Raw genomic sequence first — 18476 nt, 5'->3', positions numbered from 1 at the left:
ATAAAAATATTGAGATAAAATAGTTATCTTTAAATAAAGGGGGCAATATAAAATGATGACATTAGATAAGTTTGAAGAAGCATATGAAGTTGTACAAAAAGTAATCCTAAAAACAAAACTAGTTTATAGCGATTATTATTCAGATATAACAAAGAATAAAATTTACTTCAAACCCGAAAACATGCAAAAGACAGGTGCTTACAAAATAAGAGGTGCTTACTATAAAATAAGTACCCTTAGTGAGGAAGACAGAAACAAAGGTCTTATAACAGCTTCAGCTGGCAACCATGCTCAAGGGGTTGCATATGCTGCTAAAGAGTATAACACTAAAGCTGTAATAGTTATGCCAACCACAACACCTCTTATGAAAGTAAATCGTACTAAAGCATACGGAGCAGAAGTAATATTACATGGGGATGTTTATGATGAAGCTTGTAATTATGCTTTAGAACTTGCAGAAAAAGAAGGCTATACCTTTATTCATCCTTTTGATGATTTAGATGTTGCTACTGGACAAGGGTCTATTGCAATGGAAATTATCAAAGAACTTCCAACGGTAGATATTATTTTAGTACCGATTGGCGGTGGCGGATTAGCAGCTGGAGTTTCTACTTTAGCAAAGCTTCTTAACCCCAAAATTAAAGTTATAGGAGTTGAACCTGCTGGAGCAAACTGTATGCAAGCTTCTATAAAAGCTGGAGAGGTTGTCACATTACCATTGGTTAATACTATAGCAGATGGTACTGCTGTTAAAACTCCTGGTTCTAAAATCTTTCCTTTTATAAAAGAAAACCTTGATGATATCATTACGATTGAAGATCACGAATTAATTGGAGCCTTTCTTGATATGCTAGAAAATCATAAAATGCTTGCAGAAAATTCAGGCTTATTAACAGTTGCTGCACTTAAACATTTAAATGTACAAGACAAAAAAGTTGTTTCTATAATAAGTGGTGGAAATATGGATGTAATAACTTTTGCATCTTTAGTCCAACATGGACTAATTGAAAGAGAACGTATTTGCAGTGTTTCAGTATTACTTCCAGATAAGCCAGGAGAATTAACAAATGTATCAAAAGTGATAGCAGAAGCTCAAGGAAATATAATAAAGCTTGATCATAATCAATTTGTAAGCATAAATAGAAATAATGCTGTTGAACTAGATATTACAATGGAAACTTTTGGCCACGATCATAAAGAAGCTATCATTAAAGCCCTTATTGATAACGGCTATGATCCTAAAGTAATCCAACCTAAAATGATATATCAATAAAATCACAGGTATATTAATAATGCGTTTCAAAATGAATTGAAGCGCATTTTTAATATTTATAATTATGTAGGTTCTAATTACAATTATGCATCGTTATTTATGAAATCCTAAAATGATTTCAGGACTAATTACAATTAATAATCGAACATTGACAATTAGAACATATAATCTATCTTGTTAATTTTAAAATAATTTCTTTAAATATTGGATATTTATCTAATAAATAATTTCTTTCAAATAACTCAAAATCCTTAAATTCAAATCCTGGTGCAACCATACACCCCACTAAAGCATAGCCACTATTATTCATTGCAGAACCAAATATATATCCTTTTGGAACTAATACTTGAGGTTTTTCCCCATTTTCAATATCTAGTCCAAGCTGTTCTATTATAAGCTCTCCTTCTGGATTAATCATATAAATAGTCAAAGAGGAACCAGCATGATAATACCACATTTCATCAGATTTTAATCTATGAAAATTTGAAACTTCACCATCTCTAAGTAAAAAATATATAGTAGTCCAAAGCTTTCGTGGTTCGTTTATATTTTCAACGGACACATTATCTCCTGAATCATAAACCTCTTTATAAAATCCACCTTCTTGATGCGGGATCATGTCTAATTGTTTTACGAAATAATCTGCTGTATACATCTAAATTCTCCTTATCTCAAAACTCAATTTTTTCCAACTTCATCTAAGTATTCCTTCACTTCAAAGAGACTTTTGCAAACTTTAAAGGCTAAAGCTTTTGTTTCAACTTCTAATTGTTTCATGTCAGGAACATGTATTCCAATCATTTTAGCAGCATGAGCAGCCGTTATTCCAGCATCAGAATCTTCAATTACAATACATTTTCCAGCTTTAACTCCAAGACCTTTTGCAGCCTTTAAAAAAATTTCAGGATTTGGCTTAGAATTTTCAACCTCATCACCGCAAACCACAAAATCAACTTTAGCTTTAACTTTAGCCTCTTCTAACAATTGAAGTGCTCGCTCTCTTCTAGTAGAAGTAGCAACTGCTATCTTATAGCCATTTTCCTTTAAATAGTCCATTAATTCATGTACTCCTGGCTTTACTATTACACCGTCTCTATCAGTAACTTCATATGCTAAGTCTGCTTTCTTTCTATAAATTGTTTCAAATGGAAAATCGTCACCATATTCCTTTTTCATTATATCTTCTATCCCAGCATAATTTCTTCCTATTACCTTTAAATAAAACTTTTCATCAATTTCGTAATTATATTCCTTAAAAACTTCTTGAAAACACTTAAAAGAAATTCTTTCAGAATCTATTATCACTCCATCCATATCAAAAATTATTCCTTGAATCTTGTTCATCTTTACTTTCTCCTCTTCGTAAAAATATTGCTTTCTTATCTATATTAACATTTTATTTTAAACTTTCCAACTTTTCACCTTGTCTATCCATTTTTTTATAACAAAACAAAAAAGTCCTAAAGTAATACACAAAATTACTTTAGGACACACATTATAGTTCTATTTATTATCCTGCCATTACTGTTGTCATAATATTTTTTACATCATCTTCACTTGGCACCCAAAGATTACCTTCTTTTGTTAGTGATATTGTAACAGACTTAGGTTGATCTTTTACTGTTCCTGCTGCAATTGCTTCACCAATAATCTTAAATGCTTCTTGATAAATTTCTTTTTCTGACATAGATGGATTTGCTAAAACCTTTTCCATAATTTTGCTTTGTCCATCTTTAACAATCTTCTCCATATCAAAAGGTTTTATTTTTACAGTAACTGTTGCTTTATTACCTTCAGAAGAAACTGGTGTTACTTCATAAGTTAATGTAGAAAGTCCCTTTAATATATTGCTTTTCAAAGTAGCCTTAACATCATCTGTTAATATACTGCTGTCCATTCCTGAAGCTTTAAAACTTTCATCAATAGCTGTATCTTCTTCTTTCTTAAAGTCAGTATAATCTTTTTCCTTTATACCGATTTTGTCCATATTAGTCTTATCATCCTTTAAAACTACATCTAAGAAAATTTTAGTAGTGTCTTCAGGTGATACTTTTGGACCACAAGAAACTAATACCATTACAGCCATTAAAGAAACTAAAACGACTGAAAAAACTTTTTTAAAATTTTTCATTTTATTTACCCCCTAAATAATTTTAACCTCTATAATTTTAACTTACATTCTAGATTATGGCAAATCACATTTCCTTATTTTTCATAAATAATCTTGTATTTGCTGAGAAATTCACTGTTTTTTAACCATTTTCATGCATTTTAGAATTTTAGTGCTAAATATAGACATTATTGATAGATATTTTTTTCTACTTTGCTGTATATTTTTAAATTTAACAATAATATTTTTCGTAAAAAATCAAATTACGAATCACAAAAGGCCTGCTGCGTATAAACACAACAGGCCTTAATATATTCACAAGACTTTATTTTAACAAGCTTGCCCATATGTACAAATCAATTAATATTTAATAAAATTTTTTATTCTCTCTAAAAGCATTTCTAACGCTACGGTATTTTCTCCACCTTCTGGAATTATTATGTCTGCTCTCCTTTTGCTTGGATCAACAAATTCTTCATGCATTGGTTTAACAGTACTTAAATACTGATTTATAACAGAGTCTAGATCTCTTCCTCTTTCTTGAACATCTCTTAATAGCCTTCTTATTATACGTACATCTCCATCTGTATCAACAAAAACCTTTATGTCCATTAAATCACAAAGCTCCTTGTTTTCAAAAATTAATATTCCTTCAACAATAATAACCTTTGCAGGTTTAACCTCAATAGTTTCATTCATTCTTGTATGTTCAACAAATGAATAAACAGGATGATGTATCACTTTATTTTCCTTTAATTTTTTTAACTGTTCAATTAAAAGGTCAGTATCAAAAGAGTCAGGATGATCATAATTTAGCTTTTTTCTTTCTTCAAACGGAATACCTTCATTTGACTTATAATAATAATCATGACAAAGAATCACAATTTCATCATTAAAAACTTCCTTAATATTTTGAGCCAAAGTAGTTTTTCCAGACCCGCTTCCTCCAGCGATACCTATTACCATTACGTCTTGCATATCTTCCTCCATCTTAACTTAATACATAATAATATATATTAATAACATAAATTTAAAACAAACTCTATTTACTTGCCTATTAGATTTTATTATAAAACAAAAAAAAACACAACTCCTATTTAGTATTAAAATCCTCAAGGCTTCAATAAATAACAAGAGTTGATTTAATTTATTTTAAATCAATTTATCATAATGCATTTTTTTCAAAGATTGGTGAGCTTTTTTTATATAAGTACACAGTGAGATTTTTATTTTCTTTATTAGTATCTTTCAGCACAATTGCATTTTCTTTATTGTAACAATTACTATCTTCATTATCAAAAAAATCTATCGCTTTACTTACCATCTTTATTTGACCATCTTCTTTTTCATAAAATACAGGTAATTGATTATTTAATTCATTGCATGTATTATATGATCTCCTACTTATAAATAGAGTTTTCTTATGATTTTGCATATTTTTTATTCTCTCAGATAAAAATGCATTACTTTTATCTGATATATTCAAATTGTCTTCATAACGTTCTTGTTCCTTAATGTTAATGTTTTTTAATACACTATCTATCTTATTTATAAAAGAATCATATTTTCTTAACATATCTACTAATTCTATATATTCATTAACATCCTCCCCATATTTAGCCCTAAAATCATAAAGCATATCCTCAACTTTTTCTCTATCATATATTCCTTTAAAAGCTAAATCTTTAGCTAAAATTTTCACTACATTGTTTATACTATTATATTTAATATACTGTAACATTTTTATAATGTAAAATATAGCCAATGTACAGCATGGTATTGAAATTATAGGAAAATTAATTAGCAAGGCGCCAAGGAATATTAAAAGTATGAAATTTCTATTTGCGTCTTTATACACCTCAATACCTTTTAACAACTTTGGGTTATAGGAAAAAATCTTTTCTATCATCAATATTTCATTTTTCTTATTTATTCTTCTGTCACTTTTTATGCTCTTTCTATTATGCCCCCTCACGCTAACAACCTCCTTATGTTGCATTCTTTTCCTTAATTTTACAATAAGCAGTGAATAATATCAAGCATAATAGTTCCATATATTTCTATTTTTTTCTCATTAATTCTTTATCATATTGTATATTTCCCATCAAAGATTAATATAAAAATGAATATTTTTAGTTCAAAAAGCAAAAAACTATTATATAAATTTATTTTAAAGGAGATCAGTATTATGACAAAAGATAGTCAACCAGATAACAAACAAGCAAGAATGGAGAAATGTAATTATCAAACTCCAATAACTGAAGAAAATAACAATCACAACCCAAATAGAAAGAAACATTCAGTCAAACGAGAAGGCTTTAGAAGTGATCATATTAATTATTAAAATATAAAAAAGCTATAAGAATAAATCTTATAGCTTAATTTGCAAACAGAAATTATCTTCTGTTGTTTTGTTGCTTTCTAGCTCTTCTACAATCAGCACATCTTACTGGTTCGTTTTCAAAACCTTTTTCTTTGTAGAATTCTTGTTCTCCAACTGTGAATATAAATTCTTTTCCACAATCTTTACATACTAATGTTTTATCTTCCATTTTCAATTCCTCCAATTTTAAGACTTAGTTAAATAATCTTTCTCGTATGGAGAAATTTTAAAATAAATAAATCTTGTATAATATATGCTCTTCTCAGAACTACTTTATTATAACATATGCTATTTTAAATTACAATATTTATTTTGTTAAACTGATACATTATAAACATAAAAAACCACTGTATTTTGAAGCTATCCAAATACAGTGGTACATATATTATTAAAAGGTAATATCTCAACAATAATATAGTATTAATATGTGGAAACTATATTATATAAATGATCAGATTTACCATGGCAAGGCAACCTTTATCACTTAGAAATACACCTTTTGGGGGCTTAATAGGAATTCCAACATTCGTATAAAACAAAAAAGAGATAATGAGGCCATACTTTGAGACCCCGTTATCTCTTATCTAAATCTATTCTAACAAATTTTTCATCAAAACTCAATATTTACTCTTAAGATTTTTTATTTTCACTTTTGATGATAGTGTTTGTTCTATTTACTACTCAAATTATTTAAAATCCTCAATTCTTATTATATTATCTATATTATGAACTGATTTTAAATCTTTAATTTCTTTTATTGCACTTTCAATCTTATTTTCAAAAGTTTTATGGGTCACTAATACAATAGTTACTTGCCCATCCTCTTCATCACCTTTTTGAATTACTGAACGTATACTTACATTATGCTTTCCAAGAATAGCAGTTATTTCTCCTAAAACACCAGATTCATCTAATACTGTTGCTCTAATATAATACTTGCTTTTGATATTACCTAACTCTAAAATTTCTCTTTTCCATAAGTTATTCTTAACTACTGGATTAGAGTTTTCTGTTTCAACATTACTTCTTACTATCGATACAATATCGCTTACTACAGCACTACCTGTTGGGAGATCACCTGCACCTCTTCCATAAAACATTAAATCTCCAACAGCATTACCTCTTATAAATACAGCATTATATGAATCATAAACATTTGAAAGTGGGTGTTTTTTAGGAATCATTGTTGGATGAACTCTAAGTTCTACCTTTCCTTCAACTTCCTTTGCAATAGCAAGTAGTTTGATTCCCATCTTAAATTCTTTTGCATACTTCATATCTACAGCTTTAATATTAGTAATACCTTCTCTATATACATTATTTACATCAATTTTTGATCCAAAGGCTAATGATGCAAGTATTGCTAATTTATATTGAGCATCATATCCTTCAATATCTGATGTTGGGTCTGCTTCTGCATAACCCTTGTCTTGTGCTTCCTTTAATACATCATCGAAATCAGCACCTTCAAGTTCCATTTTACTTAAAATATAATTTGTTGTACCATTTACAATTCCATAAAGTGTTTCTATTTTATTAGCAGTTAAGCTTTCATCAATTCCTTTAATAATCGGAATTCCTCCTGCCACACTAGCCTCATAATTAAACATTATACCTTTATCATCTGCTTTTTCAAAAAGTTCATCTCCACCAGTTGCAAGCAGCATTTTATTTGCAGTTACGATATGCTTTTTCTTATCCATACATTTAAGCATATATTCTCTAGCAGGCTCCATTCCCCCCATAACTTCAACAACAATTTTAATACTTTCATCATTTAAAATTTCGTCAAAATTTGTGGTTACAAGTTCATTTGGAATCTCTACACCTCTTGGTTTATTTTTATCTCTTACAAGAACTTTTACAACTTCAACTTCATATCCGCATCTTTTCATGATTTCTTCTTTATTAGAATTCAAAATCATCCAAACACCACGACCAACATTCCCCAATCCTAGTAGTGCTATTTTAACTTTTTTCATTTTGTGCCCCCCTTTGTTATATCTATTGTTAACAATAGTATACCTATTTATTATAATTCCTATATTAATTTTTGGCTATATTTTTTTATTCAATACACTATAATTTAAACAATAAATCACCATTTCTTATGTGCTCCATGGAAAAACCATAATATAACAAGTACTATTAAACAATATATTAATATAAATTTTGCCATTTTCTCTCCCAACTTTCTTACATTGTTTTTGTTTACTCCAGTCCCTCACATTAGTATAATTTAAAATTCCACTACTGTTTTCATCCTATAACTTTCCTAATAGCTTCTAAATATTTATATTTATACTTTTTATCTGGTTCTAAAAAAGTCCCTTCTCCCCACTCATTCCAGGCATTAATAAAAAGATACTCATTATTAACCTGCTTACTGAGATTATACTGAATACTAAAATATTTTCTAAATTTAGCTGGATTGGCTCCTGTTACAATCATTGCTCTTCTTCCCCATCTTGGACTATTATCCCAATCCACAAATCCCCCTAAATAGGTTGTCTTTTTATATGATCTATTTTTATTAATTATTCTATTCCATATCAATGAATATGAAATTTTATCATATACACTGATACCATTTTTGTTAAGTTTCTTTATAATAAATCTTATTCCTTGTTTCCACAATGGTAAATGATATCTTATGGTGTGCATTGGTTCCATTTCTAACTGAGCACTAGAATTATTTAAACAAAAAGCTTTTTGATGTCCTGTTAAAGTTTCGATTATATAAATACCATTAAAACCGTATTGAGTAAGTCTTTTTTCCCAATATTCTACCATCTCATAACATTTTTTAATATGACAAGCCCTATATAATATAAAAATAGGTTTATTATCTTTTTTAATATACCTTACATCCTTAAAAAATGGCAATAGATATTGAAGATGTTTTTCCCACTCTTCTTCTTCTCCATATTCTTGTGACATTAATATTTCTTTATCTCTACCATCCCAATTTCTCGTCCACGGTTCATTAGCCCATGATATACAAAAGGGGAATTCAATATTCTTGTTGTTCAACATATTCTCCATAGGTTTTTGTAATAGCTTTTTCCCTGAAAACCAATAATGATAATAGCAAAAACCATAAATCCCATATTTCTCAGCTAAATTACATTGCCATTCTTGCATCTTTTTATCTAATAAGCAATAATATCTATTATTCAATGGTTCTTTGGGTTGATTATGGCCTTTGTATAGTGGTTTAGCTTTTTTAGTATTTGTCCATTCTGTAAATCCATTTCCCCACCACTTATTATTCTCCTCTATACAATGAAATTGTGGTAGATAGAATGCTATTATTTTAGGATTCATTACACCTACTCCTTATATTCTTTTAGAAATGCGTATTTTTTAGTTCTATATTTCTAAATCTCAAATTATTTTCAACAACATCATAACTATTTGTCTCTAACGAATATTCTAAAAATAGTGTTTCATATTTTTCTACAATCTGCTTCCAGGTATAATTTTCCTCAATAATTCTTTTTGCCTTAATTGACATATTTTCTAAATATGCTTTATCAACATTTTCTAAATTATTTATAATACTAACTAAATTCCCTGGCTCTTTATTAAAATATATCCCTGCATCCTTTGCTACTTCTTTATTAAAGCTTACATCCAATAATATGTTTAATTTTGTTGTGGCTAAAGCTTCTAATAGTGAAGGATTAGTCCCGCCAACTTCATGCCCATGTAAATATCCATATGCATTAATTCTAATTTTTCTCAATAATTTATCATTGTATAAAGTTCCAACAAATTTAACCCTTGTATCTCTTTCAAAATTTGTATTTCTGCATAACTTTTTATAAAATGTGTTGTATTTTATATCGCTTATCAGAACAAGGCTTTTATTGGTACAAGATTTCATAAACTCTGATATTATAATATTATAGTTATTTTCAGGTACAAATCTTCCTACTACTAAATAATATTCATTACTTTTTATCTGCATTTTTTCATACCAACCATTTAAATCCTTATCAATACATTTTTTTTCAAAATTAACTTTAGCTCCATATGCAATGTACATTGTTTTAGGATTGTTTTTTTTATACTCAGCTTTTATATAATTCTCAATATTTTTTGAATCACATATTAACAAATCTGCCTGTTTAACCATAAGCTTTTCAGATAATTTCCAATACTTTCTCGTAAAATATCCCCATTTCTTTCTTTTCCACTCTTGCCCATCAGGGTTTACAAAGAGCTTTATACCCAATTTTCTAATTCTCCATTTATAAAATCCAATAAAAGGACCGATTCTACATGCCAATATATATATTATTGGTTCTTTTATATTGTTATTTTTTATATAGTTAATAAAATTATCTAGTGCCTTTATATCATAATATATTGCTTTTGCAGCTCCTATATTGGGAACCTTAATTTTGAAACATTTTGCACCATTATGTAGAGGTAATAGATAATTGTCATTTATACAAGCTACATTATAATGTATAAATTCATTTTCCCTATATTCAGTAAGTTTTTCTACAAAAGTTTCAAAGCCACCATATCTTGCTGGAATCCCCTTTGATCCCAAGATAAACACTTCTCTCATTCCCAAGTCTCCCCTTTTACTTTTTTAACATACCTACAACAATACAAAATAACTTCATCCCATTTAATAATTTTCCTTATAATTTCTAGTACTAAACTCCAAATTAAGCTAAAAGCAATTACACTAATTATCATAAAAAATATATTATTCATGCTATAAATTAAATCATATAAATAGTAGTATGAAATAAACATATGAAGATAGTATATGTCACTAGATTTTTTACCTAAAAAACATATTATTTTTTTACCAATAATTATGTTTTGATAAAAAATATATATACTCAAAACAATAATAAAGGCCAAAAAGTAATCAAATTTTATTCCTATAAAACTTTGAGGATCCATATTTTGCTTTACAATTAACGAAATAATTAATATGAATATTAATATAAGTTTTTTTGCACCTTTCCTTTTACTAATAATATATTCATATATTTTTATAAATATATTATTCATTGCAAGATATATTCCTAAAACAAAAGGAAATCCCCAAGAAATAATTGTAACTATTTTAATATGTTGAAATTGAACTATATCAAGGCAAGAAATAATAAAAAATAACACAACAAATTTAATTTTATATTTCTCTATAAGTATTTTGATAAACGGAAATAATAAGTAAAATACCAGTATTACTGACATAAACCACCAAGCACCGTTAAGTCCTTGATAGCCAATAAAATATTGTAACCCGGATAAGTTTAAAATAATTAATATTACTTCTTTTAAACCACTACCAACTAAATTTGAATATTCTTCTCTAAAAAACACTAAAGATATTATAATTGATGTAATTACTATAAATGTATAATTCAAATATAATTTTAATAATCTTTCAAAATAAAAATGCTTTATCTCCAATTTACCCTTTAAAGTTTTAGCTAATCCAAACCCACTAAGTAATAAAAATATACTTACACAAACTTTTCCTATTGCTGCTATTCTTTGTGATAACGTAACTTGTCCAATATATATTCCATAGCCCGGCGAATTCCAATATAAGTGATGTATAACCATTAATATTATAGCAATTCCTTTGCAATAATTCGTATGTTCAACAGTAAAATCCTTATTCATAGCTTTGATCTCTCTTCACTTTTTAGATTTCTTTTTTGAAGGGATATATATAAAGGGATATTTATCATCAATAAGATTAAATAGTCCATGAAAATAATATTTTATGATTTTTCCCCCTTGCTTTTTTGTTATTATATTAAATAAAGTTTCCATGATTAGATATATATAAAATAATATCAATATGATAAAAGAAGCATTTCGCTTTTCAAATAATATTTTATTTCTATTTAGAAGATATTCACTTAATTCATTTATTGTATTTATAGTGACTGAACCTTTATGAAAAATTTGTGCTGGAGTAAAGCATATTATGTCATATCCAAATTTTTTAGCTTTATAACACCATTCAGTTTCTTCATAAAACAAAAAATATTCTTCAGGTATTAATCCAATTTCTTCTATTACTTTTCTCCTAATTACAATACAAGCCCCTCCAACATAATCACATTTAATTATTTCTTCTTCTAATTCTCCAATATCTTTATTATAATTTATACACGACATATCGCCTTGCAATAAATTAATAACTGCTCCTGAAGATTGAACTTTTTTAGGATTAGAATGCTCTAATAAAACTGGTCCAACTATTCCACATTTCAAGTTATATTCCATATAATTAACTAATTTTATCAAAAAATCAGCTTTAACAATTGTGTCATTATTTAATATACATATATAATCTGCATTATTATTTAAAGCATAATTAATACCTACATTATTCCCAGCTCCATATCCTAAATTACTGCTATTTTCAATATACTTATATTTACTAGAATACTTTTCTTTTAAAATAATGTTTGAATCATCAGTGGATTTATTATCAATAATTACAATTTTATAATTATGGTAATTCAGAGCTTCTAAACTCTTGATACATTCAATAGTATCCTTATAATTATTGTAATTTAATACGATGATATATACTGTTTTTTCCATTAAATCTATCCCATCATTACTCAATTACTCATTAATAAATTCTATAAATTCTTTTCCACGTATTTCCCAAGAATTCTTCAAGGCATATTCTCGTCTCGACGTATCTATAGTTTTTTCTGATAAGGCTTTATTCAATTTTTCTAAAAACTCTTCCTTGCTGGAATATAAATAAATTAAATCCTTAAAGTGCTCTGTCTCTTTATACTTAACTGCTACAACTGGTTTGTTCATTGCTAGATATTCATAAACTTTAACTGGGTTAACACATTCTATTAGCTTGTTTAATTTAAAAGGGATTATAGCTACATCTAATTCTTTTAATATAGCCGGAATTTCTCTATAATCCTTTGTACCTGTTAAATGGATATTTTTAAATTTTCTAGTCTCCTCATATATTGGGCACTCCTTAAGTATAGGTCCAATAATATAAAAATTTACCTCAGGTCTATTAGAGCCAGCAAACTTTATTAACTCTATATCAACCCAATTACCAACCGTTCCTATATAACCAACCTTTTGTTTGTTATTATTAAAAACAATATTTGTTCTATTAACAAACAAATTAAAATTATTAATATCAACTCCATTATTAATCACTTTAATCTTTTTAGCTTCTGCTTTATATTCATAAATTAAATTTTTCTTAATTTGTTCACTAGATACAACTACTTTTTCAGCTATACTAAGTACCTTTTCTTCCATTACTCCTAAATCTTCTGAATACTTATTATTCTTAAACAGTTCCTTATAATTATCCATACAATCATATATTATTCTATTTTCTTTAATTATATTTTCAGTTAAACATTTTATTTGGTTAGGATATGTCACTATAACAAATGAGTATTTCTTTTTTAATATACTTTTAATTCTTCTTTTTATAATTATATTGTTAATCTTTTCAATCATTCTAGATTTTGATTCAAAGGGAAATCTTGTTTGTCTAAGTACATTAACATTAGCTGCACCATAAGATTGCTGCTGACACCTTCCAACTCTACTCCACGCCTTCTTACAAAAATAATCTACTTCATAATTTAATTTACTCATAGCTTCACATAGGTGTTGTGGTCTTTGCTTTATCCAATACCAATCTGCTAAGGATATATATAATATGCTTTTCATTAACTTACTCCTAACTAAAATTATTCAACTTTGTAAATTTTCCGTTACAGCTAATATATGAATATTCAAAAATAGCTAAAGCCACTGGCAAACTCATTATTCTTTCCATATCAGTTATAATCAAAGTAAATATATTTACTAAAATGAATGCAGCAATTCCAACTAACTCAAGGAAATCCTCTAGTTTATTATTTTTTCTTATATAAATAAGAATTCTTAGTAATTTTACTATAAAAAAAACAAACCATATGCTTCCCGCAATCCCTAAAGTTGCGGTTAATCCAACTATTCCTACATCAGAAACAAATAAATATCCTTGCTTTCCATGCAATATATAGGATCTTTCCAAATTATGAACTTCTATTCCATCACCTTCATTTAATAGTCCAACAGGGCTAATTGGATTATCCTCAATTTTCTTTAAATAATAATCTAACCCTTCCTGCCTTGCATACACACTTCCTGTTGAACTGTCCAAGTTAAATTCTTTAATGAAGCTTTTAGTGAAATCTAGATTATAGATAACCAGCATCAATATTGCTAGTAATATGATTAAGGCTATTTGTTTAAGATTTCCTTTTCTTTTAACTAAGATTATTGTTGTCATTGAGACTAAAATACTTAAAGTAAGCATTCTAGTTTGGCAAACTAAAATCAAGTAAATTAATCCCAAAATAATATTATAAAAATGTAATATTTTATTATTCCTTTTTTCTAACTTTAATAATTCAGCCCAAGACAAAATAATAGAAAAACTGATTATTAATGCAGGCTGTATAAGCCTGATTCTATCATTCCTCATAAGGAATCTGTTTCCTGAAAGTTCCTCTAATCTTAAAAAGATAATCCCAAAATTTTCATAAATAATAGCTTGAACAATAAACAAAAATGATAATACACTAGAAAATAAAACAATAATCTTAATAAGTTTTTTGTATTTTATCTCACTTTCTAAAAAATACCCAAGAACATAATATAATAAAGGTATAAGAAAAAAGTAACTTGCTTTAAATACTTCAGTAAAGTCTTGATCATATTTAACACAGCTAATGAAAACTTGAATTATATATATAATGAAAAATGAAATTACCTCTATATTAAAGACTCTTTTTTTAATTTTGAATTTTAATTCATGTAGAAATTCAAAAATCACACCAATTATTACAAATAGTAAAATTAACATCTTATTATTATAGGTATTAAATGTATTTAATATCGATGGTAAAGAAACTACATAAAAAAATTTAACTTCTAGCAATGCGATAAATATAAGTATATAAACCACTATATTTTTCATTTAAAAATTTTTATTACTCCTTCTAAAATTTGCTTTTGAGTTTCATCTTTACTTAAAAACATTATAGAAATATAAACTATACTCCCTATAAGTATTTGAATTAAAATAGATATTATTTTATTACTAATTAATATACCTATTGGAATGATTATAACGAACATAGTTATAGAACCTAAAAAGTATTTAATTACTTTTCTCAGCATCTTAACAATTGGAAGCTGTTTTCTTACCAATACTAATTGAATTATTATGCCAACAAATTCTGCTACCACTACTGCTACTACTGCTCCAGCTGCACCTAATTTCCCTATTAGAATAATATTAATGGCAAAATCCACAATTGCTGAAACAACTATTGCAACAGAATACTTGTTTTCCTGCTTTGTTCCTACTAAATACTGAATCCCGATAACATTTGCCAAACTTACAGCAATTACTATTACTGAACTGAATGACGTTAACTTAGCAACATATGAATAGTTTTCTCCAAATATCAATGGAATCAAATTATTTGAAGTTGCCATTAAACCAAAAGCTATAGGACTAGCTACATAGGCTATAATTTCAAATTCCTTTTCTATTACAAGTTTTATATCATCAATTTTTCCATTACCGCTCATATTAGAAATACGCGAAATAAATACAACTCCCAATGAAGTTATTAAAGCTAAAATTATACGAATTATCTTTTGAGAATAGTCATAAAAACTAACTTGATCCATAGTTGATAATAATCCAACCAGTACTCTATCCAATGAAGCATATACTTGAATAAATATTTGAGGAATGAAAAGTATAACAAGATGCTTTAGGTTTCTCTTTATTGTCAGTATGCTAATCTTTATTTTTCTAATCCTTTGAGGAATACTAAACCACATTATCAAAGATACTGAAACATTAATAAAAACATTCAGTGATATATATATTAATAAATCCTTTGAGCTCTTTACTAATAAAAATATACTAATTACTCCAATTACCTTAACTATAGTGTTTCTCAATGAAATTTTCTTAAACTCTTCAAGTCCCATAAACAGCCATGATATATCTATCATAATTGATAATATGTTTACTCCTTGAATAATATATATAATTTCATTTTCACTAACATAAATCAATACAATAAAATAATAAATAATTAATGTAGTAAAACTTCCTAAAAGTTGAATTAAAAGCAATGCCCAAAAAGTTTCTCTTAACTTTGTTTCATCATCTCTAACATAAGCAATTTCCCTATTCCCATATAATGCTATTCCTAATGTTCCAAAAAACATAAAGTAATTTACTATTGAAACAGTGTAAGAATTTATTCCTAAATCCAATGGGCTAAATATTCTGGTTACATAAGGCAAGGTTATAAAAGGAGTCATTAAAATTAAAATTTGATATAGTGTGTTGTAAATATAATTTTCTACTATCTTCATATTAAGTATCCTCATTAATTAAGTACTGTACCTATTACTTTAGCACCAACCTTATCAAGTATTTTCTTAGAGTCTATCACTTCTTCAATCCTTGTTTTATCTTCTTTAACTACAAAAATATTTCCATCCACTTTACTTGATAAAAGATGAGTATCTGTAAAGTTTTGAATTGCTGCAGTATCTATAATAACCAGGTCATAATTGCTTTTTAAATGTTCTAAAACTTCATCTATTTTATTAGATTCTAATATTTCAGATGAATTAATTAGAACCTTTCCCCAGGGTAAAACAGATATGTTATTACAATATTCTCTTATAACATTTTCCACCTTCTCTCTTCCTACAAATACATCTGAAAGCCCTTGCATATTTGATATATTAAATATTTTATGCAAAGTTGGATTTCTTAAATTACAATCAACTATTATCACATTTTTGCTAACTTCAGAAAAAGCTAATGCAATATTACTTGCCACAGTAGATTTTCCAGTATTACTATCAGGACTTATTATCGAAATTATACTAAATGCTTCTTTATCAAAGGAATAACTTATATTATTTCTAAGTTGTCTATAAGCTTCTGCTTGTACCGAATTAGGATTATTTTCAAAAGTCAAAACTCTGTACCTACTTCCTCTCCCATTATTTTTTTGTGCTGGTATACAGCCAATTACAGGTACAGAAATTGCTTTTTCTAACTGTCCTTTATTACTTATTCTTGTATTAAAGTTTTCAAGCAAAATAACAAATAATATTCCTAACATAACGCCTAATACAGATCCTATTCCAATATTTGTTGCTTCATTAGGACTTTTCTTCCACTTTGGCAATTTCACACTTTCAATAATTTTTGCATTACTATACGGATTTATTTTTTTAGATTCTTTAACAAATTCAGTACATATACTCTCTAAAATTTTTTCGGTAAAATATTTATCCCTTCCCCTAAGCTTTACTTCTAATATTTGAGTTTCTACATTAGGAATAACTGATAACTCCTTAAGTATATCTTCCGAATTTATATCAAAATTATTTTCTCTAATGATTTTATCTATAAAATCATTAGTTTGTATTAATTCTGAATATGTTTTTATCAAATTTTTATTTATTTGAGATTCATCATTATTATCATTATTACTTTTATTTTCTTGTCTCATAAATATTTTAGTATTTGCCTCATAGGTAGGAGAAATTATATAAAAGCTTAAAATTACTGCCATTATTGTAACAGTAAGAGCAATTATAATGATAATTTCCCACCTCTTTTTTAATACGCTTAATATTTCTTTTATACTTGAACTTTCTCCCACTCTTCTACGCTCCTTTGTAATTATTATGACTCTGACGTATTGTATTACTCAGCACTTACTTCTTAACATTTTCTGTTATCACTTTATTTTTATTAAAATATTGTTATATTTATGACTATTAAAAACATATATTTTTCTAGGAGGTGATATAAATTTGAAAAAAAAAGTACTTTCTATATGCTTGGCATTTTTACTTCTGATAGTGTTATTAATTTCTTTAATTTTAGGTATTTCAAAAAGCAATATTATGAATGCACACGATAAAAGTGATTACGATAATTGGCTAAACAATAAAACATCCTTTGAGGTTAAAAATAATTTAATCCTATATAAAAAGTTAAAAAACAGACAAAATATTAACATTCTTCTTCTGGGAGATGATTTAGCCCTTAGCAAAGGAAAATCAGATGCTCATCCTGGTTGGAGTAATTTATTAGTATCTTATATTGAAGCTTCTTTTAAAAACAAAGTATATCTAGAGTCCTTAGCACAATCAGGAGATACAATCCTCGAAGGTGAAAAAATAGTAACTTCAAATCCAAACTTAGAAAACTTTGATTTAATAATAATTTGCTTTGGAAAAAATGACTCTACTAATAAAATCCCATTATCAACTTTTCAAAAAAATTATTCTGACCTAATAGAAGCTTTGAAAAGCAAAAATCCAGCTTGCACAATACTTACCATAATTCCTAGCACGTTACCTGAAAGTAGTGATTATAGACATGAAATAGAAAACTTGAATTCTGATTATAATTTGAAATGCATTGATATGTTGGATCAATTTAAAACTTCTAAGGTAGAAATGGCCACACTATCTACAAATGATTTTCCAAATGATAATGGCTATAATTTATATGCTGTATCAATAAACGATGCCATAATAAAAGAAGTTTCTAATCTTAAATAAAATCACTTTAAAATTGATACTTGAAATATTTTCCTTAAAAAGCAAAA

The 18476-nt window shown here is 27.2% G+C and carries 18 protein-coding genes; 3 read left to right on the top strand and 15 right to left on the bottom strand.

The genetic code is table 11. The annotated features are described in order from the left end of the window. The first annotated feature begins 52 nt into the window (after window positions 1-52). Window positions 53-1273, top strand: a complete 1221-nt coding sequence (ilvA, locus tag CSPA_RS12725; protein ID WP_015392689.1) for a threonine ammonia-lyase — start codon at window positions 53-55, stop codon at window positions 1271-1273. Window positions 1274-1442: 169 nt separating this feature from the next. Here the strand turns inward: ilvA and CSPA_RS12720 are convergent, their stop codons facing one another. The 5 genes from CSPA_RS12720 to CSPA_RS12700 all read right to left on the bottom strand — a co-directional run bounded on the left by CSPA_RS12720 (window position 1443) and on the right by CSPA_RS12700 (window position 5358). Then, the gene (locus CSPA_RS12720) at window positions 1443-1928 is read right to left on the bottom strand and encodes a cupin domain-containing protein (RefSeq protein ID WP_015392688.1); all 486 of its coding nucleotides are present in this window, start codon (window positions 1926-1928) and stop codon (window positions 1443-1445) included. A 23-nt stretch (window positions 1929-1951) separates the two neighbouring features. Further along, entirely contained in the window at window positions 1952-2617 is a 666-nt protein-coding gene (locus tag CSPA_RS12715) for an HAD family hydrolase (RefSeq protein WP_015392687.1), read from the bottom strand. A gap of 166 nt (window positions 2618-2783) precedes the next feature. Next, entirely contained in the window at window positions 2784-3404 is a 621-nt protein-coding gene (locus CSPA_RS12710; protein WP_015392686.1) for a DUF5105 domain-containing protein, read from the bottom strand. A 339-nt stretch (window positions 3405-3743) separates the two neighbouring features. Beyond that, entirely contained in the window at window positions 3744-4361 is a 618-nt protein-coding gene (gene udk, locus CSPA_RS12705) for a uridine kinase (RefSeq protein ID WP_015392685.1), read from the bottom strand. A gap of 187 nt (window positions 4362-4548) precedes the next feature. Continuing rightward, complete coding sequence (locus CSPA_RS12700; RefSeq protein WP_015392684.1) at window positions 4549-5358, bottom strand: hypothetical protein; 810 nt, start codon at window positions 5356-5358, stop codon at window positions 4549-4551. Between the two features lie 213 nt (window positions 5359-5571). Here CSPA_RS12700 and CSPA_RS30100 point away from each other — a divergent pair, with 213 nt between their 5' ends. Continuing rightward, on the top strand, window positions 5572-5727 hold the full coding sequence (locus tag CSPA_RS30100; protein ID WP_015392683.1) for a hypothetical protein: 156 nt from the start codon (window positions 5572-5574) through the stop codon (window positions 5725-5727). Between the two features lie 52 nt (window positions 5728-5779). Here CSPA_RS30100 and CSPA_RS12695 read toward each other — a convergent pair whose 3' ends face one another. From CSPA_RS12695 to CSPA_RS12650, 10 genes are all read right to left on the bottom strand, one after another. Then, window positions 5780-5935, bottom strand: a complete 156-nt coding sequence (locus tag CSPA_RS12695) for a zinc-ribbon domain-containing protein (protein WP_015392682.1) — start codon at window positions 5933-5935, stop codon at window positions 5780-5782. Window positions 5936-6452: 517 nt separating this feature from the next. Next, entirely contained in the window at window positions 6453-7748 is a 1296-nt protein-coding gene (locus tag CSPA_RS12690) for a homoserine dehydrogenase (RefSeq protein WP_015392681.1), read from the bottom strand. Window positions 7749-8025: 277 nt separating this feature from the next. Further along, window positions 8026-9093, bottom strand: a complete 1068-nt coding sequence (locus tag CSPA_RS12685; RefSeq protein WP_015392680.1) for a glycoside hydrolase family 99-like domain-containing protein — start codon at window positions 9091-9093, stop codon at window positions 8026-8028. 22 nt (window positions 9094-9115) lie between these two features. After that, complete coding sequence (gene cps2T, locus CSPA_RS12680) at window positions 9116-10348, bottom strand: beta 1-4 rhamnosyltransferase Cps2T (RefSeq protein ID WP_015392679.1); 1233 nt, start codon at window positions 10346-10348, stop codon at window positions 9116-9118. Beyond that, complete coding sequence (locus CSPA_RS12675) at window positions 10345-11427, bottom strand: acyltransferase family protein (protein WP_015392678.1); 1083 nt, start codon at window positions 11425-11427, stop codon at window positions 10345-10347. The genes cps2T and CSPA_RS12675 overlap by 4 nt, the downstream gene beginning before the upstream one ends. Window positions 11428-11442: 15 nt before the next feature. After that, window positions 11443-12363, bottom strand: a complete 921-nt coding sequence (locus tag CSPA_RS12670) for a glycosyltransferase family 2 protein (RefSeq protein WP_015392677.1) — start codon at window positions 12361-12363, stop codon at window positions 11443-11445. A gap of 24 nt (window positions 12364-12387) precedes the next feature. After that, the gene (locus CSPA_RS12665; RefSeq protein ID WP_015392676.1) at window positions 12388-13488 is read right to left on the bottom strand and encodes a glycosyltransferase; all 1101 of its coding nucleotides are present in this window, start codon (window positions 13486-13488) and stop codon (window positions 12388-12390) included. Between the two features lie 10 nt (window positions 13489-13498). Continuing rightward, entirely contained in the window at window positions 13499-14785 is a 1287-nt protein-coding gene (locus CSPA_RS12660) for an O-antigen ligase like membrane protein (RefSeq protein WP_015392675.1), read from the bottom strand. Further along, window positions 14782-16209, bottom strand: coding sequence for an oligosaccharide flippase family protein (locus tag CSPA_RS12655; RefSeq protein ID WP_015392674.1), 1428 nt, complete (start codon window positions 16207-16209; stop codon window positions 14782-14784). The genes CSPA_RS12660 and CSPA_RS12655 overlap by 4 nt, the downstream gene beginning before the upstream one ends. 14 nt (window positions 16210-16223) lie before the next feature. Next, complete coding sequence (locus CSPA_RS12650) at window positions 16224-17519, bottom strand: tyrosine-protein kinase domain-containing protein (RefSeq protein WP_015392673.1); 1296 nt, start codon at window positions 17517-17519, stop codon at window positions 16224-16226. Window positions 17520-17673: 154 nt separating this feature from the next. Between CSPA_RS12650 and CSPA_RS12645 the strand changes: the two genes are divergently transcribed. Then, window positions 17674-18429 (top strand): SGNH/GDSL hydrolase family protein, encoded by a 756-nt coding sequence (locus CSPA_RS12645; protein WP_015392672.1) that lies wholly within the window; start codon window positions 17674-17676, stop codon window positions 18427-18429. The last annotated feature ends 47 nt before the right edge of the window (window positions 18430-18476 follow it).

This window comes from Clostridium saccharoperbutylacetonicum N1-4(HMT) (genome assembly GCF_000340885.1).
Lineage (GTDB): Bacteria > Bacillota > Clostridia > Clostridiales > Clostridiaceae > Clostridium > Clostridium saccharoperbutylacetonicum.
This window is presented reverse-complemented; position numbering and strand designations above follow the sequence as displayed.

Coding starts and splice junctions, on each gene's coding strand:
- CSPA_RS12690 (WP_015392681.1), bottom strand. CDS start 7,748: ATGAAAAAAGTTAAAATAGCACTACTAGGATTGGGGAATGTTGGTCGT.
- CSPA_RS30100 (WP_015392683.1), top strand. CDS start 5,572: ATGACAAAAGATAGTCAACCAGATAACAAACAAGCAAGAATGGAGAAA.
- CSPA_RS12715 (WP_015392687.1), bottom strand. CDS start 2,617: ATGAACAAGATTCAAGGAATAATTTTTGATATGGATGGAGTGATAATA.
- cps2T (WP_015392679.1), bottom strand. CDS start 10,348: ATGAGAGAAGTGTTTATCTTGGGATCAAAGGGGATTCCAGCAAGATAT.
- CSPA_RS12675 (WP_015392678.1), bottom strand. CDS start 11,427: ATGAATAAGGATTTTACTGTTGAACATACGAATTATTGCAAAGGAATT.
- CSPA_RS12670 (WP_015392677.1), bottom strand. CDS start 12,363: ATGGAAAAAACAGTATATATCATCGTATTAAATTACAATAATTATAAG.
- CSPA_RS12665 (WP_015392676.1), bottom strand. CDS start 13,488: ATGAAAAGCATATTATATATATCCTTAGCAGATTGGTATTGGATAAAG.
- CSPA_RS12660 (WP_015392675.1), bottom strand. CDS start 14,785: ATGAAAAATATAGTGGTTTATATACTTATATTTATCGCATTGCTAGAA.
- udk (WP_015392685.1), bottom strand. CDS start 4,361: ATGCAAGACGTAATGGTAATAGGTATCGCTGGAGGAAGCGGGTCTGGA.
- CSPA_RS12695 (WP_015392682.1), bottom strand. CDS start 5,935: ATGGAAGATAAAACATTAGTATGTAAAGATTGTGGAAAAGAATTTATA.
- CSPA_RS12710 (WP_015392686.1), bottom strand. CDS start 3,404: ATGAAAAATTTTAAAAAAGTTTTTTCAGTCGTTTTAGTTTCTTTAATG.
- CSPA_RS12685 (WP_015392680.1), bottom strand. CDS start 9,093: ATGAATCCTAAAATAATAGCATTCTATCTACCACAATTTCATTGTATA.
- ilvA (WP_015392689.1), top strand. CDS start 53: ATGATGACATTAGATAAGTTTGAAGAAGCATATGAAGTTGTACAAAAA.
- CSPA_RS12655 (WP_015392674.1), bottom strand. CDS start 16,209: ATGAAGATAGTAGAAAATTATATTTACAACACACTATATCAAATTTTA.
- CSPA_RS12720 (WP_015392688.1), bottom strand. CDS start 1,928: ATGTATACAGCAGATTATTTCGTAAAACAATTAGACATGATCCCGCAT.